This is a genomic window from Synechococcus sp. R5-15, from assembly GCF_047462035.1.
Classification (GTDB): domain Bacteria; phylum Cyanobacteriota; class Cyanobacteriia; order Thermostichales; family Thermostichaceae; genus Thermostichus.
In genome coordinates, this window is sequence record NZ_JANSIK010000111.1 from 1 (window position 1) to 23541 (window position 23541).

Here is a 23541-nt window from a genome sequence, read left to right on the forward strand (position 1 = left end):
CTGCCCTTACCGGCCGATAGACCAAGTGGTGCAGCTTGGCGGTGTTCCAGCAGTTCTTTTGTTTGGCGGTATCGAGAATCTGGTTGCAAGCGTCAGCAAATCTCTGCAGGGTGCGATCAATTTCTTGACGCAACTCCTGTGGGACTATCAGCTTGCAACGTACGGAGATAGTCTGGCTCATGGGCTTATTGTAGTTCATCCAGACCTTGGTTGGCCTATTTATCATTTATCATTTATATAGTCAGTATATATAGTCAGTACACCTACATGGAGGCGGGCTTTCCTCCTGACACCAAGCCTGCGGCTATGGTGCGGGCCTCCAGCCCGAAAATTTGGTGAAAGCCCCGATCCCGTTCGTGTCAGCAGTGCGGAACATTTTGGCCAGGCCCGCCGTTAGAGGACAAAGTTAACCAGCTTTTTCGGCACCACCACCACTTTTTTGGGTGTTGCCCCCTCCAGGTATTTCTGCGCTGCTTCTGACCGAAGGGCCAACTGTTCCTGCTCCTCCGGCGTCACCTCGGCAGGGGCCTCAAACGAGCCGCGCAATTTGCCGTTCACCTGAATCACAATGGTCACCGTGTCGGCCACCAGCGCTGCCGGGTCATAGCTGGGCCAAGACTGCCGATGCACCGAGTCTGCGCCCCCCAGCGCCTGCCACAGCTCCTCCGCAATATGGGGGGCAAAAGGCGCCATCAGCAACACCAGCGTGCGGATCCCCTCTGCATAGACCGGCGAATCCGGGATCCCGGCCTCCCCCAGAGCATTGCTCAGCTTCATCAGCTCGGCAATGGCGGTGTTGAATTGATAATCGTTTTCCAGATCTTCGCTGACTTCCTTGATGGCGGTGTGGATGGCCCGGCGCAGATCTTTTTCCGCCTTGGTCAGGGATCCCACCTCGACCTTGGCCGGCAACAGCTCTGAGACCCTGCCCCGCCAGGACTCCGTCCCGCCACCGCGAACGACAAACTCGTACACCTGCCGCCAGACGCGGTTGAGAAAGCGAAATTGCCCTTCCACGTCGGCATCGTCCCACTCCAGATCCTTCTCCGGCGGGGCCTTGAACAAGATAAACATGCGGGCCGTATCTGCCCCGTAGTGGGCCAGCACCTCCTCGGGATCCACGCCGTTGCCCTTGGATTTGGACATGGTAGCGTAGATAACTTGCAGGGGCTCGCCCGTTTCCGGATCCCGCGGGTTGTCGGGATCCTGCACCAGAGCTGCCGGGATCCAGCGATCCTTGCCGGACTTGTTGGGGTTGTAGTAGGTGCGCCCTTGCACCATCCCCTGGGTGAGCAGACGCGAGAACGGCTCGTCAAAATCCAGCAGCCCCCGATCCCGCAACACCTTGGTAAAAAAGCGGGAATAGAGCAGGTGCAGGATGGCGTGCTCGATGCCGCCCACGTACTGATCCACCGGCAGCCAGGCGTTCACCTGGTCTTTGCGGAAGATCTCTTGGTCGTTGCGGGCATCGCTAAAGCGCAGGAAGTACCACGACGAGCAGACAAAGGTGTCCATGGTATCGGTTTCCCGGCGAGCCTCCGCGCCACAGGTGGGGCACTTCACCTTCACCCAGTCCTCCAACTGGGCCAACGGGGATCCCCCTCGCCCCGTCAGCTCCACATCCTCCGGCAAGAGCACCGGCAGATCCTTCTCCGGCACCGGCACAATGCCACAGTGGGGACAATGGATCACCGGGATGGGACAACCCCAGTAGCGCTGCCGCGAGATCAGCCAATCCCGCAGGCGGTAGTTGATCTGCTTTTCCCCCAGCCCCTGGGCTTCCAGCCAGGCGATGGCCCTTTCCACGCTTTGCCCTGGGCCTTTGCCCACCGGGATCCCGTCTAGGGGGCCAGAGTTGATCATCACCCCTTCCCCCGTCCAGGCAGCCTGCAGTTCCAAGGACTCCGTCCCGCTGGCGCGATCCGTCGAGGATAAGGAACCCTCCGGCGGCTGCACCACCCGCTTGATGGGCAGGCCGAACTTGCGGGCAAACTCGAAATCCCGCTGGTCGTGGGCGGGCACGGCCATGATGGCCCCCGTACCGTAGCCCATCAGCACATAGTCGGCAATCCAGATGGGGATCCGCTCTTGGTTAACGGGGTTGATGGCGTAGGATCCCGTCCAAACCCCCGTTTTTTCCCGGTCTTCGGCGCTGCGCTCGATCTCGCTGCGGGCAGCGGCCTGGGCTTGATAGGCTCTGACGGCCTGCAGTTGCTCGGCAGTGGTGAGCTTGTCCACCAAGGGGTGCTCCGGCGACATCACCATGAAGGTGGCCCCCCAGAGGGTATCAGGCCGGGTGGTGAATACTGCCAGCTCGTCCCCTGCCTCGGTTTTGAAAATCACCTTGGCCCCCACCGATTGGCCAATCCAGTTCTCCTGCATGGTGCGCACCCGCTCCGGCCAGCCGGAGAGCTTTTCCAGATCCGCCAGCAGTTGGTCGGCATAGGCGGTGATTTTGAAAAACCACTGCTTGAGCATGCGCTTTTCCACCAGGGCGCCGGATCTCCAGGAACGCCCCTCCGCATCCACCTGCTCGTTGGCCAGCACCGTCTGATCCACCGGATCCCAGTTCACTGGCGCTTCCTTCTGGTAGGCCAGGCCGGCCTTGAAAAATTGCAGGAAGAGCCACTGCGTCCACTTGTAGTAGTCGGGGGCGCAGGTGGTGATCTCCCGCTCCCAGTCGTAGGACAGGCCCAACCGCTGCAGTTGCTCCCGCATCTGGGCAATGTTTTGGTAGGTCCACTTGGCCGGTGGGATCCCCCGGTCGATGGCGGCATTCTCCGCCGGCAGGCCAAAGGCATCCCAGCCCATCGGGTGCAACACCGCGTATCCCTGCATTCGTTTGTGGCGGGCAATCACATCGGTGATGGTGTAATTGCGCACATGCCCCATGTGCAGGTTGCCGCTGGGGTAGGGGAACATAGACAGGGCATAAAATTTGCGGCTCCCGTCCTTCAGCTCTGGGGTGCGATCCAGCCCAATTTCACGCCAGTGGGCTTGCCACTTGCTCTCGATGGCCTGGGGATTGTAGCGCGCGTCCACGGTTCGATGCTCCTGGGAAAAAAGCGCTCACGCTGGGAGATAGAAGCATTTTGACATACTCCCCACGCCAGTGCTCTCAAGCAAGGAACGGGATCCCTTTGGCTCTGAAAACCCGACAAGCAGAGATCAGTAGGTTTCTTCGTGCCACCTGTCTGCTTTCTTCAGTTCCTTCTGGAACTTGCTCCAATCCTGACCGGCTTGTTCGGCCAAAGGCCCCATGACGTTGTTGATCCCGTCCTCCATCCCCTTGAGGCCGCAGATGTAGGTGTAGGTGTTGGGCTGTTGCAGCATCTCCCACAGCTCGGCGCCGTACTCGGCCATGCGGTTTTGCACGTACATTTTCTTGCCATCGGGGGTTTGTTGCTCGCGGCTGATGGCGTAATCGACGCGGAAGCGATCCCCGTACTGGGCTTTCCAGGCCTCCAGATCCCCGTGGTAGAGCAAGGTGGAAGTGGTGGGCACCCCAAAGAACAGCCAGATCTTGCCCTGATAGTTGGGATCCTCTTCAAACAGGTGCTTGATGAAGGCGCGAAAAGGGGCAATGCCGGTGCCGGTGGCGATCAAGATCAGGTTGGCATTCTCATCTTCGGGCAGTAGGAAGGTTTTCCCCGATGGCCCCGTGATCATCACCTCGTCGCCTGCCTTCAAATCGGTGAGGAAGCCGGAGCAGACCCCCACCCCCGGCTGGCCTGTCTCTCTATCGACATATTCAGCCCGCTTCACGCTCAAAGAGACGGTGCGCCCCTCGCCATCATCGCCAAAGCGGGTGGAAGCAATCGAGTAGAGGCGGGGCTTGTGGGGCTTGCCCTTGGCATCTTCGCCAGGAGGGATAATGCCAACGCTTTGCCCTTCTAGGTAGCGGTAGTTGGGATCCGGCAAGCTGAGCACAATGTGCTTAGTCAGTCCGGGTGCTCCTTCACCGACAATGGAGTAGGTCTCCACGCAGTGGCCGATCAACGGTGCGTTGGGACGATACAGATTGACGACAACCTCTCGCTTTTCTGCGCTGGCAACCATACCTGCGATCTGCTCCTGGCACTGGGAGGAAATGAGTTTACATATAGCAAAATAGCAAACACCACAGCAGCCCGGCTGCTCAAATGGAACTTGTCAGAGGAGAAGCAGACGACCTTCGCCAGCCCCCCAGGCCGTCCTGAGAGCGGCAACCCCGGAAAAATAATCCCGGCCAAGCTCATCGGCCAAAAATATGGATTTTTTGTTAAATTGTTGCTTAGGGTGCCCACCTCTCTGGCCTGCCAGCGGCTTGTGATGTAACGGCTTTATTTGGTATCATGCAAGACCGTAACAGTTGGTAACTTTCTAGAGCCTTTTTCTCAGTTTTGCCCTGCCCGTCCCCAAGGAGTTCCCATGGCAAGCAGTCCTGATCGTGTTGTGATGATTGGTGTCGCCGGAGATTCTGGCTGTGGCAAGTCCACCTTTTTACGCCGGCTGGGGGATCTATTTGGCCGGGATCTGATTACCACCATCTGTCTGGATGACTATCACTCCTTGGATCGCTACCAGCGCAAAGAGAAGGGCATCACGGCGCTGGATCCCCGCGCCAACAACTTCGACCTGATGTACGAGCAGGCCAAGGCGCTTAAGAACGGCCAAAGTGTGATGAAGCCCATCTACAACCACGAGACGGGGCTGATTGACCCACCGGAGCTGGTGGAGCCCAACCGCATCATCGTCCTGGAGGGGCTGCATCCCATGTATGACGAGCGGGTGCGCCAGCTGCTGGACTTCAAGGTGTACTTGGATCTGGCCCCAGAGATCAAGATTGCTTGGAAAGTGAAGCGGGACATGGCGGAGCGGGGCCACACCTACGAAGATGTGTTGCGCTCAATCGAGGCTCGCCGCCCGGACTTTGAAGCCTATGTCGATGTGCAGAAGCAGTACGCCGATGCCGTCATTGAGGTTTTGCCTACCCAGTTGTTGCCGGAGCTGGATCCAGAGCACAAAGTACTGCGGGTGCGGCTGATCCAGCGGGAAGGGGTGAAGTACTTCGACCATGTCTATCTCTTTGACGAAGGCTCCACCATCGATTGGATCCCCTGCGGCAAAAAGCTGACCTGTTCCTACCCAGGGATCCGCCTCCACTATGGCCCTTCCACCTACTTCGAGCACCCGGTTTCGATTCTGGAGATCGACGGCACCTTCGACAAGCTGGAAGAGGTCATCTACATCGAGAACCACCTGAGCAACTTGTCCACCCGCTACTATGGCGAGCTGACGGAACTGTTGCGCAAGCACCCGGAATACCCGGGATCCCGCAATGGCTCTGGTCTGATTCAGATCATCGTGGGCCTGAAGCTGCGCGCCCTCTACGAGCAAATTCGGGCAGAAGCCAAAGAGCTGGCGGTGGCTTCCTAGTGTTTGCCCCGCTTAGGGGATCCCTTCGGTAAAGTGTTGGTGCAGGTCGGCTGACCCAGCATAGGTCGGCAGTAGGGCTTCGGTGTATGCAGGGATTCCAGTTGGAGATCTTTCCGGAGGGCCCCGTCTTAATCCAACGGGCCATCGAGATTTGGCAAGCTCGGTCAGCCGCTGCCATTCGCGAGCGGGGACGCTTTACGGTGGTCTTGGCCGGGGGAAGCACCCCCAAGAAGCTGTATGCTGCCCTGGCCCAAACCCCAGGGATCCCTTGGCAACAAACCTGGCTGTTCTGGGGGGATGAGCGCTATGTTCCCCCGGATCACCCTGAAAGCAACTACCGCATGGTACGAGAAACCCTGCTGCAGCAGATCGGGATCCCGGCAGCTCAAGTTTTCCCTATGCCCACCCAAGCAGGGGATCCCCTTCGCGATGCTGCCGAATACGAGGCGACCCTGCGGCAGATTTTCGGTACAGAGTGCCCTTCTCTCGACCTGGTATGGCTGGGAGTGGGGGAAGATGGCCACACAGCTTCCTTGTTTCCCGACACAGCCGCTCTGCAGGTGCAGCACCGCTGGGTGACGGTGGGGCAAAAAGGGCAGGAGCCGCGTCTAACCTTGACCTATCCCGTCCTCAATCAGGCAGCCCAGGTGGTGTTCCTGGTAACCGGAGCGAACAAAGCCCCCATCGTGAAAGAGGCGCTGACCACCGAGGCCCACCTACCCTGCCAGCGCATAAACCCCAGAGGACGGCTGCTGTGGTTGCTGGATGCGGCGGCAGCGGCTCAACTGCCCCTGCCCTGTGTCCCGCTGCTCAGCTAAACAACAGGCGGGCTAACTGCCGATGGGATAGGATCCCCAGGCCCACCGCCCCCAAAATCATCCCAGCCCATTCCGGTGGCCACAGGTTTGATAGCCCCAGCGGCCAACGCACCAGGTTTCATGGGTCGAGAACCGGCGGGGCAGGGATCCCTCAGGGGTTGCCGGGCAAATTCTTCAGTACTGGAATCACCAGCTCTTGGACGGGCAGCGCTACGGGCTGGGCGGAGTCACTGCTCAGGGAGCTGGATGGCGCAGAGGGAGAAGAGCTGGGGATCTCGCCCATGGGCCGCAGTTGCCAGCGGATGATCTGCTCGCCGCGGTAAAAGGTGACCAACAACTGATCCCCTTGCGATTGAATTTGCCAGGTGCCATCACCGCTGGTTACCGAAATATGGCCGCCGGAAAAGGGTGCATCCAAAGCCGGCCCCGATTGGCTCCAGATACGCCCGCCACCCGTTTCCAAGATCAATTGCACCGTCGCCCCCTGCCCCTGGCCGCTCAAAATTTGGCCGGTTCCGCTCCAAACTCGGGTTTCCGTCTGAGCCACGGCGGGTTGCCCAAGCTGCAGAACCATGAGCAACAGCCCTGCCCAGCTCCAGTGATTTCGCAGCCTCCCTCTCCCATCAGGGAAGAAGGAAGAAGAGCGAGAGAAACAAGCCATTGCACTCACGTTGATACCACGCGCCGCGATAGGACTGAAACAGACGAAGAAGAAGGCGAAAAGGTGTCGCAGGAAGCAATCCCTTACACAGTTTTTTTCACAGCTCGCTGAAAGCCTTTGGGATCCCTCTGCGCTCTCTTGGCTCTGGGTTAAGCCTGCTGCCGGAATCCTCCCTCGGCTTGATCCCAATCTAGCAATCTCCATACCCCCAGCCAGGATGTAACCTGAGACTCTGGCTGCGGGGATCCCCAGCAACTGTTTCGTCAATGCGCAGAGTCAAGACCCAGAGTGCCTCCGCCGCAATCGTAAGCCTCACTACTTGAGAGAAAGGAAACGCTCCAGAGCTGCCACCATTGCCGGTGGCCAACGGCGGACGGTTTTCACCCATTCCAGGTCGGCGTAGCGGGGATCCAGTCCTTGCACAGCCACCCAGTGACTTTCAGCCTCTCCCTGGCGACCCTGCGCCCAAAGAATGGCGCTGAGAGCAGCCCGCATATCTGGAAACTTCGGGTACTTGCGCACCAGAGCCCGCATCAAGCGCAGAGCAGCTTCTGTTTCACCCACCTGGTAGAGGCTCAAAGCATAGTTGGCCTGAGCGAAGGCGTAGTCGGGAGCCAATTCTGTGGCGCGGCGGTAGTCGGCCAAAGCCTGTTGCCATTGGCCCAGCCCTGCTTCCGCATTGCCGCGGTTGTTGTAGGCTGCCGCATCGTTGGGATCCAACTGCAACACTCGTTCGTAGTCTGCAATCGCCTCCTGCCACCGCCCCAACCCCTCCAAAGCAGCCCCTCGGTTGAGATAGGGATCCGGTGCCTCAGGGGCCAAACGAATGGCCTCAGCATAATCCTCCAGAGCTGCCTGCAGTTGGTGCAAGCTGACACGGGCGTTGCCCCGGTTGCTCCACAGGGCTGGATTATCAGGCTGGATCTGCAACAGTTGAGTCCACAGGGTTTCCGCCCGGGCAAAATCTCCCCTCTGAGTAGCCGCAAAGGCCTCCTCAAACAGTCGATCGATCTCGTGATCTACCCTGTTGCTCGCTGCCGTTGCCACCACACCCGATCCAGGCCAGATAGGGATCCCTAGCCAAAACAGCAGCCCCAGCAGCAGCGCAGGGAGTAGGTTGGGTACACTGACGGACTTCATGGCTGCAAAAACCACCTTGGATGGGGTGTCCCCACCTGAAGCCATCGCCACAGAAGGGGGTCTGACGGTTAGCGCGCCCTGGAGGACTCGAACCCCCGACATCCGGTTTTGGAGACCGACGTTCTACCAACTGAACTAAGGACGCATTGGCCAAAGGTTACACCCGCCTACCCAGTGTAGCAGGTACACCCACCTTTCAAAGAAGCTGTTCCTTGCTATCCGCACTCTCTGTCTTGGCCTTGATACGAGTGGCTTTGCCCACCCGATCCCGCAAATAGAACAGCTTGGCCCGGCGCACTTTACCTCGCCGCAGCACCTGAATCGACTCGATGCGCGGGGAGTGAATGAGGAAAACCCGCTCCACGCCGATTCCCTGGAAAACCTTGCGCACCGTGATGGTGCGGTTAATGCCGGAGTGGCGCATGGCAATGACCGTGCCCTCAAAGGCTTGCACCCGCTCTTTGCCCCCCTCTTGGATGCGAACTCCCACCCGTACCTGATCCCCAACCCGAATCTCCGGCAGATCCGACTTCATCTGGGCAGCTTCAATGGAGCGGATGATCTCCTCAGCATTGATGCGAACGTTCATGGCTTTCCCGCGCTACCGGCAGTTAACCATGGTAACAATCGTCGCTGTTTTTTGTACAGAGCTGGCCGACATAGAGCTCAAGAGGTGGGAGACTGTGTTTACGCTTCCCCCATTTTTCCAATAGGCTAGACAAAGATAAAGCTTTTGTTACAAACGGGAGACTTTTGTGATCCTGCACACCGATGAGCCCAAGACGGGATCCCTGTCTACTCCCAGGCCTGCAGATCAGCCTCTGCCCCAGAGCAAACCCCGCCCCAAGAGATTTCCCTTCGGTTGGATGCTCTTGGGCTTGCTGTTGGCCGGCCTAGGGGGCAGCGGTCTCCTGATCCAGCGTCAGCTGCAGCAGCAGAGGGCAGAACGGCTGGAAAGATTGACGGTACCGGTTCAAGTGGTGGATCTGACCCAACGCCTGCGGGTGAGCGGCCAGGTGCAGCCGCTCCGCCAGGTGAATGTCAGCCCTCGCGAGTCGGGTCGCCTGGCGGAACTGTTGGTGGATCAGGGAGATGAAGTGGTGGCAGGGCAGTTATTGGCCCGGATGGACTACGGCGATCTCGCCAGTGGCATTCGCCAAGCCCAAGCCCGCATTCAAGAGCTGCAAGCCCGTCTAGCGGAGCAACAGGCCGGAGAGCGCCCCCAGGTGATCGCGGCGGCCCAGGCCAGGGTGGATGCTGCCCGGTCGCAGGTGGACTTGGCTCAGAGGGAGTTAGAGCGCATCCAGGCCCTGGTGCAGGCGGGGGTGGTAGCCCGCAGCGAGCTGGATCAACGCTCGGCCCGCCTGGAACAAGCGCAAGCGGATTTGCGAGCTGCCCAACAGGAGTTGGAGCGATTGCAACTGGGGAGCCGCCCGGAAACCCTACAGCAAATTCAAGCCCAAATTGCCCAGGCACAAGCCGAGCTGGCCCAACGGCAATCCCGGTTGGCTGACACCGAAGTCCGCGCCCCCTTTTCCGGTGTGGTGGTGCAGCGCTTTGCCGAGGTGGGATCCTTTGTAGCTCCCACAACAGCAGCTTCCGATGCCACCGCAGCTTCTTCCAGTTCCATTTTGGCGCTGGCTCAGGGAATTGAGGTGCGGGCAGAAGTGCCAGAAGCCCAAATTGCCCAGGTGCGGGTGGGCCAGCCGGTGGAGATCCGCTCCCTGGCTTACCCCGACCGCGTAGTGCAGGGGCGGGTGAAGCGGATTGCGCCTGCTACCGTGGTGGTGCGGGAGGTAACCGTCTTTCGGGTCTTCATTGAACCGGAGCCTGGGGCCGACTTTTTGCGCACCGGCATGACTGTTTCGGTGGATTTCATTGGGGATCCCCAGCCTCAGGCTCTGACGGTGCCCTCAGTGGCTATCCTCCGGGAGGAAAGCCAGGAAGGCGTGCTCCTGCTGGATCCCCAAACCCGGCGACCTGTCTATCGCCGCGTGGAAACGGGCATTACCCAGGGTGGAGTTACCCAGATCCTCTCCGGTCTGCAGGCAGGGGATCGGGTCTTTACTGCCCTGCCTCCTGGGGTGAACCTAGAGACTTTGATTAAAAGAGCGGAGCAACAGCCATGAGCCTGGCAACGGCGGCCAAAATGGCCTGGCAAATGGTGCGACGACATCGCCTGCGCACCGGGCTGAGCATGCTCGGGATCCTCATCGGCAATGCGGCGGTGGTGGCCATTGCCGGATTTGGCTATGCTGCCCAAGAGATGGCAGTGGATCAATTTCGCTCTCTGGGCACCAACTTGCTGATCGTCTTTTCGGCCAACTTGGGCCTAGCTGATGCCGGCAACATCCGCCCCCTCACCTTGGAGGATGTACGGGCTATTGCGGCGGAAGTGCCTGCCGTGTCAGCAGCTGTCCCCAGCCTGGGCACCAATGTGCGCGCTGTGCGAGGTGGAGTGGATCGCCGCTATGAGGCCACCGGCACTTGGCCGGAGTACTTGTCGGTGTTGAACTTAGAGATCGAGGCAGGCCGCTTTCTCTTGCCCTCCGACATCGAGGAACAGCGCCCGGTGGTGGTGCTGGGCAGCGATGCCGCCAGCCAGTTGTTCGGCCTGGACCCTGCCGCTGCCATTGGGGAGACCGTCCTGCTGAACAACTTGCCCTTCGAGGTAATCGGCACTTTGCGCTCGAAGCCGACGGTGTTTGGCAACAGCGATGCCGGAGTGTTTCTGCCGGTGGATGTGGTGGCCAATCAGTTGGTCGGGCGACGCTCCCCCTACGGCACAGAGCTGACGGCGATTTTCGTCTCGGCCCGCTCTGAAGCCGATCTGCCTGCTGCCGAGTTCCAAATCCGCAACCTGCTGCGCCAGCGGCACCAATTGGTGGGAGAAGATGACTTCATCATCCGCAACCAAAAGGTGCTCCTGGATGGGTCGGCCAGGATTTTGAGCCTGCTGCGGGTGCTGCTGACGGGCACGGCGGCCCTCTCCCTGCTGGTGGGAGGGGTGGGGATCATGAATGTGATGCTTATCTCAGTTGCGGAACGCACCCATGAAATCGGGCTGCGCAAGGCGATCGGGGCGGATAGCCGGCAGATTTTGCAGCAGTTTGCCGCCGAAGCGATTTTCATTGCCGTGACCGGGGGAGTGCTCGGGATCCTCCTCAGCAGCGGCCTGCTGGTGGCGGTGCAGGTGTTCACCCCCTTGGCCACCCAAGTCGATGGGGTGGCAGTGGGAGTGGCGTTCTCCCTGTCCACTGGGATTGGGCTGGTCTTCGGCATTTTCCCGGCCCGCAAAGCGGCGCAACTGGATCCCATTGAGGCCCTGCGGGCTTAGAGCTCGTATCCAAACAGGCGGGGATCTGCCGGCTGCCAATTGAGATCCGCCAAGCCGTACTCCGCCCAGCGGCGATCCACCAGGCGGGCTACTTCTGGATCCGGAGTGAGGGGATCCCGCCAGGGAGCATCGGTTTCTGGGGGAATTTTGGTGGTGGCATCAATGCCCATCTTGCCCCCCAGACCCCGTTTTTCGGTGGCAAAGTCCAAGGTGTCAAAGGGGTTGTCCGCCAGAATAAACACATCCCGCTGCGGATCCACCCGCGAGCACAGGCACCACAGCACCTGCCGTGGATCCCGCACATTGATATCCTTGTCCACCACGATCACAAACTTGGTGTAGCTAAATTGGGGCAGGGCGCTCCAAAAAGCCAAAGCCGCCCGCCGCGCCTGGCCAGGGTAGGCCTTGTCGATGGAGAGGATGGCTGCTTTGTAGCCCAGCGCCTCCATCGGCAAAAAGAAATCTACAATCTCCGGCACCTGCTGCCTGAGGATGGGGGTGTAGATGCGGTTCAGGGCCAGCGCCATCATGTCGTTTTCTTTGGGGGGCTTGCCGCTGAAGGTGGTGAGATAGATGGGATCCCGGCGGTGGGTCAAGCAGTGGAAGCGAATCAGAGGGGCCTGCTCGTTGCGGGGGCCATAGTAGCCGATGTGATCCCCGGCAGGCCCGTCGGGGGCCACTTCCCCAGGGGTGATGGTGCCCTCCAAAACGATCTCAGCATGAGCCGGCACCTGCAGATCCACCGTTTTGCACTGGGCCAGGTGCAACCCTTCTCCGGCGTAGAGACCGGCAAACAGCCACTCGGACAGATCCACCGGCAGGGGTGTGGCCGCCGCCAAAATCACCACCGGATCCACCCCCACCGCCACCGCCACCTCCAGCTTTTGGCCCAGGGCTGCCGCCTTGCGCAGATGCCGAGTTGCCCCCCGCACCGACAGCCATTGCACCGTCATGGTGGTGCGGCTTTGCAACTGCAGGCGGTACACCCCCACGTTGGGGATCCCATTTTCCGGGTCTTTGGTGACCATCAGGCCCAAGGTCAGCACCCGTCCGGCATCGCCGGGGTAGACCCGCAACAGGGGCAATTGGGTGAGATCCACTTCCTCTCCCCGCCGCACCACCTGCTGACAGGGAGGGATCAGATCCCGGCTGGGTCTCGCTTTGAAGACGCTAAGCAGCGCCTGTCCCAACTCCACCGCCTGGGCAAAGCTCCGCGGTGGCCGCGGCTGGTAAAGCAGGGCCAGCTTTTTCCCCAGTTCCTCCAGATCCTGAGGCTGCTCCATTCCCAAAGCCCAGCAAATGCGCTCCACCGTGCCCAGGGTGTTGATGAGCAGCGGCATTGAGGATCCCTTCACCCGCTCGAACAGCAGCGCCGGCCCACCGCAGGCCAAGAGGCGATCGGCAATCTCGGCAATTTCCAGATCCGGATCCACTTCTGCCGAAATGCGGCGGAGCTGACCACGGGATTCCAGCAGAGCAATAAAACGGCGTAGATCTCTGGGCATGAAAGGGAACCTAAGGGCTTACTTGTCGCGATTGAGGGCTAACCCGCTCATGAAGGGCTTCTGCAGCGCAATAAACACCAGCAGCGGCGGGATACTGGCGATGATCGCTCCCAGCATCATGGGGCCATAGGAGGCCGAGCTATCCAGATTAAGCAGGGATTGCAGCCCCACCTGCACCACTTGTCGCTCTCGGCCTTGCACGATCAAGCGGGGCCACAGGTACATATTCCAAGCGTAAACGAAGTGAATCACCGCCTGCGCCCCGATGGCGTTCCAGCTCAAGGGGATCAGCACCTGGGTGAGAAATTGCAGCGGGTTGGCCCCGTCCAGTTGGGCCGCCTCCGCCAGCTCGCGGGGAATGTTGGAAAAATGCTGGCGGAACAAAAACGTGGCCGTGGCGCTGGCCAGAAAGGGCACGATTAAAGCGTAGTAGGTGGATCCCCAGCCCAAGTTGGTGACCAACCGCAGCAGGGCAATGATCAAGATTTCTGTGGGCATCATCAGCGTGATCAGCACAAAGCCAAAGGCCAGCCCTTTGCCGGGAAAGCGGAAGTACACAAAGGCCAGCCCGGCTAGCAGCGACAAAACCGTCTTGCCCACGGTGATCGCCACCGCCACGATGGTGCTGTTGACCATGTAGTGGCCCAAGTGCCGCGCCACCATCACCTGATGCCAGTTGAAGGCAAAAGAGGAGCCAAAGGTCAATTGATAGCGGAACACCTCGGCATTGTTCTGGGTGCTCACGATCAGGGCATACAACACCGGAAATCCCAGAACCAAGCAGGCCAGCACCAGGCCCAAATGCACATACCAACGCTCCGGGATCCAGCGCCGCCAACGCCAGGGAGAAGGCTCCACCCGAGTTGAACTGGGCTGGGCTACTTGAGATCGGGGATCCTGCAACAGTTGGGCCATGGCACCTCCGGACAGCAAACGCTGATGAGCAGATGGAGTTTCTGGGTCGATCTTCGGCTTCTCTTGTGAGGATAATCTGCCAGAGTTAAGGGCAACCTAAGGAAGACCGGTCGCGTTAGCGGTGCAAGCACCTCTGCCCAGACTTGCGAGTGCTTTCACCGGCGATGGGGAAACGGGTAGAGTAGAACAGCAGTATCTGGATAACCCAAGAGAGGATCCCATGACTCGAGGCTTTGGCCCCTTCGGCAAAATCCAAGAAGCGCTCAAGAAAGCCCAAGAGGTGCGCGATGGCGCCCAAAGGCTGCAAAAAGAGCTAGAGGAGATGGAGATCGTCGGCGAAGCCGGCAATGGGCTGGTGAAAGTGACGGTCAACGGCAACCAAGAACCTCTCAAAGTCTCTCTGGATCCCCAGATTCTCCAGGAGTCGGTGGATGTGGTAGAGGACTTGCTCCTGACGGCGATGGTGAACGCCTACACCCAATCTGCCGAGACGATGCGCAAACGCATGGAAGAGCTGACCGGAAACATCAGTCTGCCGGGGTTGGGACTGGGTTGAGCCCCACTTGCTTAACCCCGCTTGCTTAACTCTGTATGTACACTCGCCCCTTGGCTCGCCTCATCGAAGAGCTGCAACGGCTGCCCGGCATTGGCTCCAAAACCGCTCAGCGCCTAGCTCTCCACTTGATCAACCGGCCTGCCGGCGAGATCGAGGCCCTGGCCAAAGCCCTGCTGGAAGCCAAGCAAACCGTTCGGCACTGTTCCATCTGCTTCAACTGGTCAGCGGAGGATCCCTGTGAGATTTGCCGTTCGCCACAGCGGGATCCCTTGCTGTGGTGCGTGGTGGCCGATGTCAAAGATTTGATTGCGATGGAACGCACCCGCGAGTTCAAGGGGCTTTACCACGTTTTGGGTGGCCTCATCTCCCCCATGAACGGGATCGGGGCCGACCAACTGCACATCCGCGAGCTGGTGGCCCGGGTGGCACGGGAAAAACCGCAGGAGCTGATCTTCGCCCTCAGCCCCAGCGTAGAGGGGGAAGTAACCATGCACGTGGTCAAGGATTACCTGAAGCCGGTTGCCCCCACCTTGCGCATGACCCGCCTGGCCTTCGGCCTGCCCATGGGATCCGAGCTGGAATACGCCGACGAGGTCACCCTGGCCCGTGCCCTGGAAGCCCGGCAGGAGTTGTGAGCCGCCCAGCCCATCAATCGCAGCCGGTTACCCCCTCCGCGCAGTAGGTGCTCCACCAGGGGTTGAAGTTGGCAGGATCCTCCGGCAGAGTGCTGATGTTCAGAAGTTCCTGGAAGCTGCTGTTGCGGCCTCCGTAGCGCAGGTGCATGTGCACCGGATCCCCGTGGGGTGCCCGCAGAATCACATAGGTGAAGGTCTCGCAACTGGCGTCTGCTCCAGGCTGCAACTGAAACAGATCCCAGATGGAACTGAGGGAACGATCGGGGTAGTAGAAGGGATCCGGCGCAGCCCCCCGATAGGCGTAGCGACAATTTTCCGCCAGGGGCTTTTTCCCCTCCAGATCGGCGTAGAAGGAGAAGAACTCCATCTTCTCAAACTTCACCCGCTTTGGATTGCGCGGATCGTTGGCCGATTGTTCCAGGGACGTATCCAGAGTGAAAACACCATCAATTCCCAGGTAGGGCACTTTATAAGCATTGGGGGACACAATCTGCAGCTCTAAGGCTGCCGCAGCCGCTCCAAAACCCAAGAGACTCAAGCTGCCGATCAGCCAGGCTAGGGCCGTTGAAGAACAAACTTGACGAGAGGGCATAAAACTTCGTCGTGCCTGTATTGTGCAGTAAAGTCCAGACCAGTCTAAGAAAAGCTTTGAGCTCGTACTATCCCACTGGGGGGCATTTTGCGGAAATTCGCCAGCTGCAGGTGCAGCTTTGGGGAACGGGATCCTAAGACAAGGCGGTAGAATTGAGGTCAGGCTCACCGTAGAGGGGCCAGGTTTGCTGCCAGAGCCTGATATCTGGAAACTGATTTTGAAAGCGAGGAAAACCCCGTGGAGCTAGCTGAGATTGAGGAGTTGATGAACAAAGCTGTGCAAGCCACACAGCGCTCCTTTAACACGGTACGCACCGGGCGGGCCAATTCCAGCCTGCTGGATCGGATTCAGGTGGAGTACTACGGCGTGCCCACTCCCCTCAAGGCCCTGGCCAGCCTCACCACGCCAGACTCCAGCACTCTCTTGATCCAGCCCTTTGATCCCTCGACCTTGGCAGCCATTGAGCGGGCCATTGTCGCCTCTGACCTGGGTCTAACCCCCAGCAACGACGGCAAGGTGGTGCGGCTCAACATTCCCCCCCTGACAGAAGAGCGGCGCAAAGAGCTGAGCAAACAGGTGGCCAAGCTGGCCGAAGAGGGGCGAGTCTCGATCCGCAACATCCGGCGGGATGGCATTGACTCGGTGCGCAAGCGAGAGAAAAATGGCGAGCTGTCTGAAGATGAGTCCAAAAGCTTGCAGGATGCCATCCAGAAACTAACTGACCGCTACATTAAGAAGATCGATGAGCTGCTGGCAGAAAAAGAAAAGGAGCTGACGACCCTGTGAAGGCTCCTTGCTGGCATCCTCCCCACTCTACTGGATTGCTTCTGCGCAGCGGTAGGACGGGGTTATGACCCAATTTTTTGATAAAAACCCGGACACCCGTCCTGAAACTTAGCTTCGAGGTTTTCACTTGCCCCTCGGAGTTGAGCAGCCCTTCATTTCTTCTTGTCCGATTCCAACAAGAGGGATCCTGGCTTGGGCCAGGATGGAAGAGCGGAATACGACAACTCTTGCCGCAATGGATCTGATCCTGTGCCATCAATCGGCGGATTTCGACACCCTAGGGGCGGCGGTGGGAGCGGCGCGCCTGTATCCGGGTGCCCGCATTGCCTTGACCGGGGGATCCCTGCCGGGGGTGCAGGAGTTTTTGGCCCTGTACCGAGATGAATTTCCCCTCATTGAGTTGCGCTCTGTGGATCCGGGACAGGTGCAGCGGTGGATTGTGGTGGACTGTCACGATCCGGATCGCTTGGGCAAAGCTGCCGCTTGGTTAAGCGTCCCCGGCGCGCAGATTGAGATTTTCGACCATCACCCCAGTCCACTGGATAACTTTTGGCCGCAGCAGCAGGTCAACAGCCATATCGAGGCCGTGGGGGCCACCTGTACCTTGCTGGTGGAGCGGCTGCAGGCTGCTGGGATCCCTCTCAGCCCTTTTGAGCGGCTGGCGCTGGCTTTGGGCATTCACATGGATACGGGATCCCTGACCTTCCCGGAGACCACCGCCCGCGATGCTGCTGCCCTGAGCTGGCTGTTGGATCAGGGGGTGAACCTGGTCTTGTTGCGGCGCTTTTTGGGGGATGGCCTCACCCCAGAGATGCGCGAGCTGCTCAGCCAGGGGTTGGCCCAGATGCAGGTGCAGCAGGTGGGGGAGTATCGCCTGGGAGAATGGCTGCTGGAGCTGCCGGAGTTCGTGCCCGGCTTGGCCGGCCTGGTGATGCGGCTGATGGATCTGACGGGAGTGGATGTGCTGCTCTTGGTGGCGCGGCAGGGGGAGCGGCTCAGCCTGATCGGGCGGGCGCGGCAGGAGTTTGCCCAGTTGGGCAGGGTGATGGCCCTCTACGGCGGCGGTGGACACGATTGTGCTGCAGCAGCCACGTTAAAAGCCAGCCCAGAGCAGCCTTTGCCCGACCCGGCCCAAGTCATGGCGGCCCTCAGGCAGGCTGTCCAAGAGCGGATCCCGCCCCCGGTGACGGCCAAAGATTTGATGTCGGCTCCGGTGCGCACCATCCGACCGGAGATCACCATCGACGAGGCCCAGCGGGTGCTGCTGCGCTACGGCCATTCCGGCCTGGTGGTGGTGGACGCTCAAGGTCGCCTGGTGGGGGTGATCTCGCGGCGGGATATCGATATCGCCCTGCATCACGGGTTTGGCCATGCCCCCGTCAAGGGCTACATGACCACCGACGTGAAAACCCTCTCCCCCGACACCCCCTTGGCGGAGATTCAGCGGTTGATGGTGCAGTGGGATATTGGCCGCCTGCCGGTTCTCCAGGATGGACAGTTGGTGGGCATTGTAACTCGCACCGATGTGTTGCGGCACCTACACGAGTTGCCGGCCCTCTCACCCCAGTTGGCTCTGCCCACCCTTTCCTGCCCCTTGGATCTCACCTTCGCCGCTCTTTCGGAACGGCATCGACAGTTGCTGGAGCAGGCCGCCCGCCTCGCCGATGAAAAGGGCCTGAGGTTGTATCTGGTAGGGGGAACGGTGCGGGATCTGCTGCTGCATCGGTGGGGACGGCAGCCCTCACCCAACCTGGAGCGGCTGGATCTGGACTTGGTGGTGGATGGGCCCTACTCTCCGGCCCTGGATGGGATCGATCCCCCGGGCTGGGGCTTGATTTTGGGACAAGCGCTCAAACAGCACTTCCCAGAAGCGCGGCTGGAGATCCACGGCAAATTCCAAACGGCGGCCTTGATCTGGCCAGGCGGCTTTTGTGTGGATATCGCCAGCGCCCGCACGGAGTTTTATCCCTACCCGGCCTCTCCCCCCGAAGTGGCCATGGGATCCATTCAGCAAGACCTCTATCGGCGGGATTTTTCCATCAACGCCTTGGCCTTGCGCCTCAACGGCCCCCAGCGAGGACAGGTGCTGGATTTTTTCGGCGGACAAGCAGATCTGCAACAGGGGATCATCCGGGCATTGCACCCCAACAGCTTCATCGAGGATCCCACCCGCATTTATCGGGCGGTGCGCTTTGCGGTGCGCTTGGGCTTCGCCCTGGACTCGACCACAGAAAAATGGATCCGCGCTGCCGTGGCCAGTGGTCTGCACGATGCCGTCGGCGGGGATCGCCTCAAGCAGGAGCTGGCCTACATTCTCGGATCCCGCGATTGGCCCCAAGCCTTTGAGCAGCTGGCAGAATGGGGGGCTTTGCGCTGTATTCACCCCGACCTGGAGTGGGATCCCTCCCTGTGTCAGCGGTTGCAACGGGTGGGCCGCTGGGCCTATCACTTTCGCCGCCGCTATCCTGAGCTGGGATCCCAGGAGATCTGGCAACTGCGCCTAGAGGCTCTCCTCCTCACGCTGCCCCAAGCCCCCCAGGTGGCCAGCCAACTCCACCTTACCCAAGCAGGCATCGAACGCCTCAGCCATTTCCCCCATTACCAAACCCTGTTGGCCCAACTGGATCCCGGCACCCTCTCTCCGGCCCAGGTGGTGCAACTGCTGCAGGGGCTGCGGATCCCGGCGGTGATTTTGTTGGCTGGGATCGCCCCCAAGCCGGCCCGGCGGCTGATCTGGCGCTACTTGCAGGAGTGGTACTGGGTGAAGCCGCTGCTCAACGGCCACGATCTGCGTCGTCTGGGTTATAAGCCAGGTCGCCCCTTCCAAGCCATTTTGGAGCAACTGCGTTGCCTCACCCTGAACGGCGAACTCACCACCCCGGCAGAAGCTGAAGCCTGGCTACAAGAACACTTCCCCCTGCCGCAAGCTCAATACCGAGGAAGAAAGTAGAAGGTCGAATCAGTCGAAATAGAAGAGAGTCACCAACTTGTGTTGCTCCTCGGCGTGCTTGCAGGCATCCAGCAGCGTGACGCTGTCGTGGAAGACAAAGCAGATCAACTGCTGGCACTTGCTGATGATCTCCAGGTTGCACAGGCGGCTGGCCTCCGCCAAGGGAAGATGGTCGTTTTCCGGATGCTCCACCAGATGCAGCACCTGCTCCAGGCTGGCCCGCGACTCTGCCGGCTGTCGCTCCAAACTCTGGGGCAAGATCACCGTCAAGGACTTCATGTCCGCCCGCATCGCCCCCCGAATGACGGCCAAGTTGGTGCCAATAGCCCCGGATGTGAGGATCTGATTGCCCGTGAGGGCCAAAGCATAGCTGAGGGTCTCGATCAAATACTGATGGGTAATGGGCACATGACGGCTGCCCAGGATGGCCACTCGCTTCGGCCCAACTTGCTGAATGGCGGCCAACTCCTGCAAAAACGTATCAACGCTGGTGGGGACATCAATAGACTGGGTCAACGGGATCCCTCGGCAAATTCTCAAGATCTGGGCTAGGCTATGCTATCTCAAATTTCCGCTTTGGGATCCGGCCAAGTTGAAGCTCTACGGCTTCAGCCCCAAACTTTTGGTGAAGTGCTAAGGCTGTCTGCAGCAAGCTGGGCTTGGCTTTGCGCAGAAGATCCCGCCTGAATGTGGATGGTGTAGCTCATGCTGCTGTGAACGCCCCTGCCCAGCCAATGGCCGTAAATGGGAGCGGCATCTCTGGGGTAAGCGCTGGCCGCCAAAGCCACATGACCATCGGCCACGGCCAACCCCTGGGTGGGATCAAAGCCCCGCCAACCGGCCCCCGGCAAGTACACCTCCGCCCAAGCGTGCAAATGACGGCGCCCAGGCTCTGGGGGTTCTCCACCCCTGCTCTCCCCCGAAGGCTGCGAGGGGCTGACCTGGTAGCCACTGACAAAGCGCGCGGCCAAGCCTACCGTACGGCAGACCTCCATGAACACCAGGGCCAAATCGCGGCAGGCTCCGGTTTTGCGATGCCAGGTCAAGCCGGCAGGCCAGGGATCCCCCTTTTCCCGCAAGATGTGGCGGCATTCTGAATAGATGCGCTGGTTCAGCGCCGGCAGAAAAGCCGTCGTTTCCCCCTGCACGTGATCCCATAGCTCCCAGGCCAAGGCTTGGACGCCGGGATCCGCCTGAGCCGTCAGATAAGGCTGTAGTTGAGCTGCCAGCGTGCTGGGATAGTCGATGGGGAGATGGGTGGCCCAATCGCAGAGGAGATAGTCGAAGGGATTCTGCCGCAGGGTGAGCACCGTGGCCTGAGTTTGAATGCGCAAATGCTCGGTGGGATCCCCAAACCAGAGCCGAACCGCCGCGTTGCCCTCCAGCTCCACCAGCGCCGATTGGCCCACCGGCTGCGGATCCACCTGCAACTCAAAAGCCAGGAGAGTTTGGATCCCGTCGCAGCGCGGTCGCAATCGCACCGTGTGGGGCTCCAGTTGGACTGGACGACTGTAGCGATATTCGATGAGATGGCGGATCTGAATTTGCACAGGCCAAATGACGGGCAAGAGGTTTCACCACAGGCAGCCGAGCCTTGAGATCAGGTAACCCAAACTGCTCTCGAATCAAAGCCAGGAGGTAGCTGTATCCTCTGCCGGGGAGCTTTGAAACTTTATCTGAGTTTGAGATCTCCGAGAGCTCTGCCCTGCCTCCCCAATCATCGAAACCTTCAGCTTAGAGCGAATATACTCCCCGGCCCGTACAGGAGCATAGCGAGGGGGGTTTGCTGCATTCTGGCATGTGGGCAGGCATTCAATCCAAGCCCCAGCCTGCTCAAGGAAAGAAACTGGAGACATAGCCGACATAGAGACAGGTGCTCAGAACAGCTCCTACCCTACAAAGAGAACTTGCCCCAAGACTGTGTGGGCGGATACCCCCTCAAAGCCAGCGCCAGCTCAACCCCATATCCAAACTAGGGATATTCTTGCTTGGCCTGTTGCCAGAGGACTTCCAGCTCCTGGAAACTGCGTCCTTTCAGAAGGGAGCTTATGCCATCGCCGGGCAGGGATCCCGCTGGTTCCTGAGCCAGCTCTTCCATGCGCAAAAAACGGCGAGCAAAGCGCAGGTTGGTTTGGGTTAGAGCTTGGGCAGCATCCAAACCATACCAACGGCCCAAGTTGACCAGGGCAAAAAGCAGATCCCCCAGTTCGGCTTCCTGCCGAGTTGGATCGGGGGGATCCCTCTCCAATTCTCGACGCAGCTCGGCTTCTTCCTCGCGGATCTTGGCCCAGATCCCCTCCACCGTCGGCCACTCAAACCCTGCCCCCACCACTTTGCAGGAGATTTTCAGGGCAGCCATTAGGGGAGGCAAACTTTGGGCATAGTGCAGCAGTTTTTGGCCAAGGCTTTGATCCGGTCGCTCCCTTTGCTTGATCTGTTCCCAAGAGCGGTGCAACTCCGGAAGATCTGCCATCACAGCATCCCCAAACACATGGGGGTGACGGCGGATGAGCTTATCGGCAATTCCCGCAGCCACAGCTTCCAGATCAAAGTGGTTCTGCTCGGCAAAGATCTGAGACTGCAACACCACCTGCAACAACAAATCCCCCAGCTCTTCGGCAATTGCTGCCGGATCCCCGGCTCGAATGGCAGCTACCGTCTCATACGCTTCTTCAAGAATGTAGGGGGTAAGAGACTCTGGAGTTTGGGCCCGATCCCAAGGACACCCGTCGGGAGCGCGCAACCGAGCAACAATAGCCGCCAAACGACTCATGTGTGAGCTAGAGGCGGAACGCTCCAGATAAAGGTGGGCAAAATGGCCCGTCGCTTGAGGATCCCAGCTTTGGAGCGTCAATGGGCCGGCCACCACCTCCAAGTCTTCTGTTAGCAACGTAACAGACTGGACAGGAGAACAGATCTGTTGCAAAACACTGCGCAGCTTCGCCAGATCCTGGCCCCCACAGCTTTTCAGCAGCAGGGATCCCTGCTCAGCAGCGAACCACCGAGCCAGAGCCTGTTGCCAGTTGGGCTGAAGACTATCCAGCGTTTGCAGCATGATCAAAAGGGTAGGCGCGGCCCAAATCCAAAAGGCGGCTGAGCTGCTCCAGATCGATGAAACTCAACTCCAAAAGGATCATCAGCAACGGCCCTTGCTGGCGATGCTGCAGCTTCTTGGCCAGGCTCAGTTGAGAACGGTCGATAATGCCCGTTTCCAATAGATATTCCTCAAGGGCTGGGGGGGGAATGGGATCTAGCATGGTCGTTTCGCAGCGCTGAAGTAAGGACGAGTATGAAAACTGAGAAGATAGCAAACCAATGTAACTATTCTTAACACTTCTACAGAATTTCGGCAAAGATCTGGCTGGTGCGTAGGCCGAAGGCGAGCTTGCTAAGCCCTGCGCCCACAGCTCCAGGACAAGAGAACCCCTAAATTGCCTCGGCAAATGAGGTTTCCGTATCCAAGGACACAAAAAATGGGTACCAAGAGTTCATGGTATGGTAGCAAATTGGCGATCAGTTGGCAGCACCCCGAAAGGCCGACTGCTTTTTCTTTGTGGGAAAAACCAACTCACCTTGCAAGATGTTACCTTTTTATCTCGTTGAATCCCCGTACTTGATAAAAATCTTACAACAATTCTTCGGGGATCCAATCTGTTCGGCTCCTCTGGGATCTGCCCTAATGCTGTCATCCTGCTCGGGTTCGGTTTTGGGCATACATCGTCCTACGTTCAGCTAAGCTAGAGACACTTGCCACATGGACTCCCGTTATGTCTGAAGCCCAGGGTTTACTGCCAGTGGGGGCAACGGTTCAAGTGGTGGAGATGCCTCCTTACCTAAAAACGGCTGACCCAATGCCGATGTTGCGCCCGGCCCATTTGATCCGCTTGCACGAACAAGGGGTGATCCTGCAGCGGCGGCTGTTGGGCACCTACAGTGTGCAGTTTGCCAATGGCATCTTTCTCATAGACGGAAAATATCTCGCGCCGGTGGGATCCCTGTCCTGACACGCCCATCTCTCCTCCGAGCCAGCTGGATGGGTTTGCCGACCTTTAGAACCTTTGGGAGCTGGCAGCTTTCTGCAGAAGCGAGCCTTCAACTGGCCGGCGGACTTTCGCGATAGCCTGAACCGCGGCTAGCCGCTTCTGACGCTTCAGCGAGCTCAGCTAGAAATCGCAGGAGCCCCGCACTGTACCCGTAGGGTCAGTGTCGGGAGGAATGCGGAAGTTAT

General features: G+C 59.5%; 22 protein-coding genes and 1 tRNA gene. 10 read left to right on the forward strand and 13 right to left on the reverse strand.

Annotated features, from left to right (window positions below; genetic code table 11):
- On the forward strand, positions 1 to 241 hold a 241-nt coding region (locus NW839_RS10050; RefSeq protein WP_414380622.1), incomplete at its 5' end, for a hypothetical protein.
- A gap of 152 nt (positions 242 to 393) precedes the next feature.
- Here the strand turns inward: NW839_RS10050 and leuS are convergent.
- Positions 394 to 3042, reverse strand: coding sequence for a leucine--tRNA ligase (gene leuS / locus NW839_RS10055; RefSeq protein WP_414351834.1), 2649 nt, complete (start codon positions 3040 to 3042; stop codon positions 394 to 396).
- A 126-nt stretch (positions 3043 to 3168) separates the two neighbouring features.
- Positions 3169 to 4059, reverse strand: coding sequence for a ferredoxin--NADP(+) reductase (locus NW839_RS10060; protein ID WP_011434421.1), 891 nt, complete (start codon positions 4057 to 4059; stop codon positions 3169 to 3171).
- A 351-nt stretch (positions 4060 to 4410) separates the two neighbouring features.
- Between NW839_RS10060 and NW839_RS10065 the strand changes: the two genes are divergently transcribed.
- Together NW839_RS10065 and pgl are read left to right on the forward strand one after the other, a co-directional pair.
- Positions 4411 to 5418, forward strand: coding sequence for a phosphoribulokinase (locus tag NW839_RS10065; protein WP_414351832.1), 1008 nt, complete (start codon positions 4411 to 4413; stop codon positions 5416 to 5418).
- A gap of 86 nt (positions 5419 to 5504) precedes the next feature.
- Entirely contained in the window at positions 5505 to 6236 is a 732-nt protein-coding gene (gene pgl, locus NW839_RS10070) for a 6-phosphogluconolactonase (protein WP_414351831.1), read from the forward strand.
- Positions 6237 to 6387: 151 nt separating this feature from the next.
- On the opposite strand, the gene NW839_RS10075 is transcribed toward pgl, so the two are convergent.
- The 4 genes from NW839_RS10075 to rplS form a co-directional block, all read right to left on the reverse strand.
- A complete protein-coding gene (locus NW839_RS10075; RefSeq protein WP_414344534.1) occupies positions 6388 to 6810 on the reverse strand; it encodes a hypothetical protein in 423 nt (140 codons plus the stop codon).
- Positions 6811 to 7212: 402 nt separating this feature from the next.
- Positions 7213 to 8037, reverse strand: coding sequence for a tetratricopeptide repeat protein (locus tag NW839_RS10080; protein WP_414351830.1), 825 nt, complete (start codon positions 8035 to 8037; stop codon positions 7213 to 7215).
- Between the two features lie 72 nt (positions 8038 to 8109).
- Positions 8110 to 8182: transfer RNA gene (locus NW839_RS10085), tRNA-Trp, on the reverse strand.
- Between the two features lie 51 nt (positions 8183 to 8233).
- The gene (gene rplS, locus NW839_RS10090; RefSeq protein ID WP_414351837.1) at positions 8234 to 8614 is read right to left on the reverse strand and encodes a 50S ribosomal protein L19; all 381 of its coding nucleotides are present in this window, start codon (positions 8612 to 8614) and stop codon (positions 8234 to 8236) included.
- Positions 8615 to 8792: 178 nt separating this feature from the next.
- Between rplS and NW839_RS10095 the strand changes: the two genes are divergently transcribed.
- Entirely contained in the window at positions 8793 to 10166 is a 1374-nt protein-coding gene (locus tag NW839_RS10095) for an efflux RND transporter periplasmic adaptor subunit (RefSeq protein WP_414351828.1), read from the forward strand.
- Complete coding sequence (locus NW839_RS10100) at positions 10163 to 11374, forward strand: ABC transporter permease (protein ID WP_414351827.1); 1212 nt, start codon at positions 10163 to 10165, stop codon at positions 11372 to 11374. The genes NW839_RS10095 and NW839_RS10100 overlap by 4 nt, the downstream gene beginning before the upstream one ends.
- On the opposite strand, the gene NW839_RS10105 is transcribed toward NW839_RS10100, so the two are convergent.
- Both NW839_RS10105 and NW839_RS10110 read right to left on the reverse strand, forming a co-directional pair.
- Positions 11371 to 12879, reverse strand: a complete 1509-nt coding sequence (locus tag NW839_RS10105; protein WP_414351826.1) for a UbiD family decarboxylase — start codon at positions 12877 to 12879, stop codon at positions 11371 to 11373. The genes NW839_RS10100 and NW839_RS10105 overlap by 4 nt on opposite strands.
- 18 nt (positions 12880 to 12897) lie before the next feature.
- A complete protein-coding gene (locus tag NW839_RS10110) occupies positions 12898 to 13794 on the reverse strand; it encodes a carbohydrate ABC transporter permease (RefSeq protein ID WP_414351824.1) in 897 nt (298 codons plus the stop codon).
- A 220-nt stretch (positions 13795 to 14014) separates the two neighbouring features.
- Here NW839_RS10110 and NW839_RS10115 point away from each other — a divergent pair, with 220 nt between their 5' ends.
- Positions 14015 to 14350 (forward strand): YbaB/EbfC family nucleoid-associated protein, encoded by a 336-nt coding sequence (locus NW839_RS10115; protein ID WP_414344527.1) that lies wholly within the window; start codon positions 14015 to 14017, stop codon positions 14348 to 14350.
- Between the two features lie 35 nt (positions 14351 to 14385).
- Positions 14386 to 14985, forward strand: coding sequence for a recombination mediator RecR (gene recR / locus NW839_RS10120; protein WP_414344525.1), 600 nt, complete (start codon positions 14386 to 14388; stop codon positions 14983 to 14985).
- 13 nt (positions 14986 to 14998) lie between these two features.
- Here recR and NW839_RS10125 read toward each other — a convergent pair whose 3' ends face one another.
- A complete protein-coding gene (locus NW839_RS10125) occupies positions 14999 to 15577 on the reverse strand; it encodes a hypothetical protein (protein ID WP_414351821.1) in 579 nt (192 codons plus the stop codon).
- Between the two features lie 237 nt (positions 15578 to 15814).
- Here NW839_RS10125 and frr point away from each other — a divergent pair, with 237 nt between their 5' ends.
- Together frr and NW839_RS10135 are read left to right on the forward strand one after the other, a co-directional pair.
- Positions 15815 to 16363 (forward strand): ribosome recycling factor, encoded by a 549-nt coding sequence (gene frr, locus NW839_RS10130; protein ID WP_414351818.1) that lies wholly within the window; start codon positions 15815 to 15817, stop codon positions 16361 to 16363.
- Positions 16364 to 16565: 202 nt separating this feature from the next.
- A complete protein-coding gene (locus tag NW839_RS10135) occupies positions 16566 to 19313 on the forward strand; it encodes a CBS domain-containing protein (protein WP_414380624.1) in 2748 nt (915 codons plus the stop codon).
- 9 nt (positions 19314 to 19322) lie between these two features.
- Here NW839_RS10135 and NW839_RS10140 read toward each other — a convergent pair whose 3' ends face one another.
- The 4 genes from NW839_RS10140 to NW839_RS10155 form a co-directional block, all read right to left on the reverse strand.
- Positions 19323 to 19829, reverse strand: coding sequence for a hypothetical protein (locus NW839_RS10140; RefSeq protein ID WP_011434437.1), 507 nt, complete (start codon positions 19827 to 19829; stop codon positions 19323 to 19325).
- Between the two features lie 92 nt (positions 19830 to 19921).
- The gene (locus tag NW839_RS10145) at positions 19922 to 20881 is read right to left on the reverse strand and encodes a transglutaminase family protein (RefSeq protein ID WP_414329034.1); all 960 of its coding nucleotides are present in this window, start codon (positions 20879 to 20881) and stop codon (positions 19922 to 19924) included.
- Between the two features lie 404 nt (positions 20882 to 21285).
- The gene (mazG, locus tag NW839_RS10150) at positions 21286 to 22368 is read right to left on the reverse strand and encodes a nucleoside triphosphate pyrophosphohydrolase (protein WP_414344518.1); all 1083 of its coding nucleotides are present in this window, start codon (positions 22366 to 22368) and stop codon (positions 21286 to 21288) included.
- A complete protein-coding gene (locus NW839_RS10155) occupies positions 22349 to 22570 on the reverse strand; it encodes a DUF2949 domain-containing protein (protein WP_041436895.1) in 222 nt (73 codons plus the stop codon). The genes mazG and NW839_RS10155 overlap by 20 nt, the downstream gene beginning before the upstream one ends.
- Before the next feature lie 510 nt (positions 22571 to 23080).
- Between NW839_RS10155 and NW839_RS10160 the strand changes: the two genes are divergently transcribed.
- Positions 23081 to 23317 (forward strand): DUF3148 domain-containing protein, encoded by a 237-nt coding sequence (locus tag NW839_RS10160; protein ID WP_011429589.1) that lies wholly within the window; start codon positions 23081 to 23083, stop codon positions 23315 to 23317.
- The last annotated feature ends 224 nt before the right edge of the window (positions 23318 to 23541 follow it).

Coding starts and splice junctions, on each gene's coding strand:
- recR (WP_414344525.1), top strand. CDS start 14,386: ATGTACACTCGCCCCTTGGCTCGCCTCATCGAAGAGCTGCAACGGCTG.
- NW839_RS10125 (WP_414351821.1), bottom strand. CDS start 15,577: ATGCCCTCTCGTCAAGTTTGTTCTTCAACGGCCCTAGCCTGGCTGATC.
- NW839_RS10105 (WP_414351826.1), bottom strand. CDS start 12,879: ATGCCCAGAGATCTACGCCGTTTTATTGCTCTGCTGGAATCCCGTGGT.
- NW839_RS10060 (WP_011434421.1), bottom strand. CDS start 4,059: ATGGTTGCCAGCGCAGAAAAGCGAGAGGTTGTCGTCAATCTGTATCGT.
- NW839_RS10155 (WP_041436895.1), bottom strand. CDS start 22,570: ATGCTAGATCCCATTCCCCCCCCAGCCCTTGAGGAATATCTATTGGAA.
- NW839_RS10160 (WP_011429589.1), top strand. CDS start 23,081: ATGTCTGAAGCCCAGGGTTTACTGCCAGTGGGGGCAACGGTTCAAGTG.
- NW839_RS10080 (WP_414351830.1), bottom strand. CDS start 8,037: ATGAAGTCCGTCAGTGTACCCAACCTACTCCCTGCGCTGCTGCTGGGG.
- NW839_RS10110 (WP_414351824.1), bottom strand. CDS start 13,794: ATGGCCCAACTGTTGCAGGATCCCCGATCTCAAGTAGCCCAGCCCAGT.
- NW839_RS10075 (WP_414344534.1), bottom strand. CDS start 6,810: ATGGTTCTGCAGCTTGGGCAACCCGCCGTGGCTCAGACGGAAACCCGA.
- NW839_RS10135 (WP_414380624.1), top strand. CDS start 16,566: ATGGAAGAGCGGAATACGACAACTCTTGCCGCAATGGATCTGATCCTG.
- pgl (WP_414351831.1), top strand. CDS start 5,505: ATGCAGGGATTCCAGTTGGAGATCTTTCCGGAGGGCCCCGTCTTAATC.
- NW839_RS10115 (WP_414344527.1), top strand. CDS start 14,015: ATGACTCGAGGCTTTGGCCCCTTCGGCAAAATCCAAGAAGCGCTCAAG.
- NW839_RS10100 (WP_414351827.1), top strand. CDS start 10,163: ATGAGCCTGGCAACGGCGGCCAAAATGGCCTGGCAAATGGTGCGACGA.
- NW839_RS10065 (WP_414351832.1), top strand. CDS start 4,411: ATGGCAAGCAGTCCTGATCGTGTTGTGATGATTGGTGTCGCCGGAGAT.
- mazG (WP_414344518.1), bottom strand. CDS start 22,368: ATGCTGCAAACGCTGGATAGTCTTCAGCCCAACTGGCAACAGGCTCTG.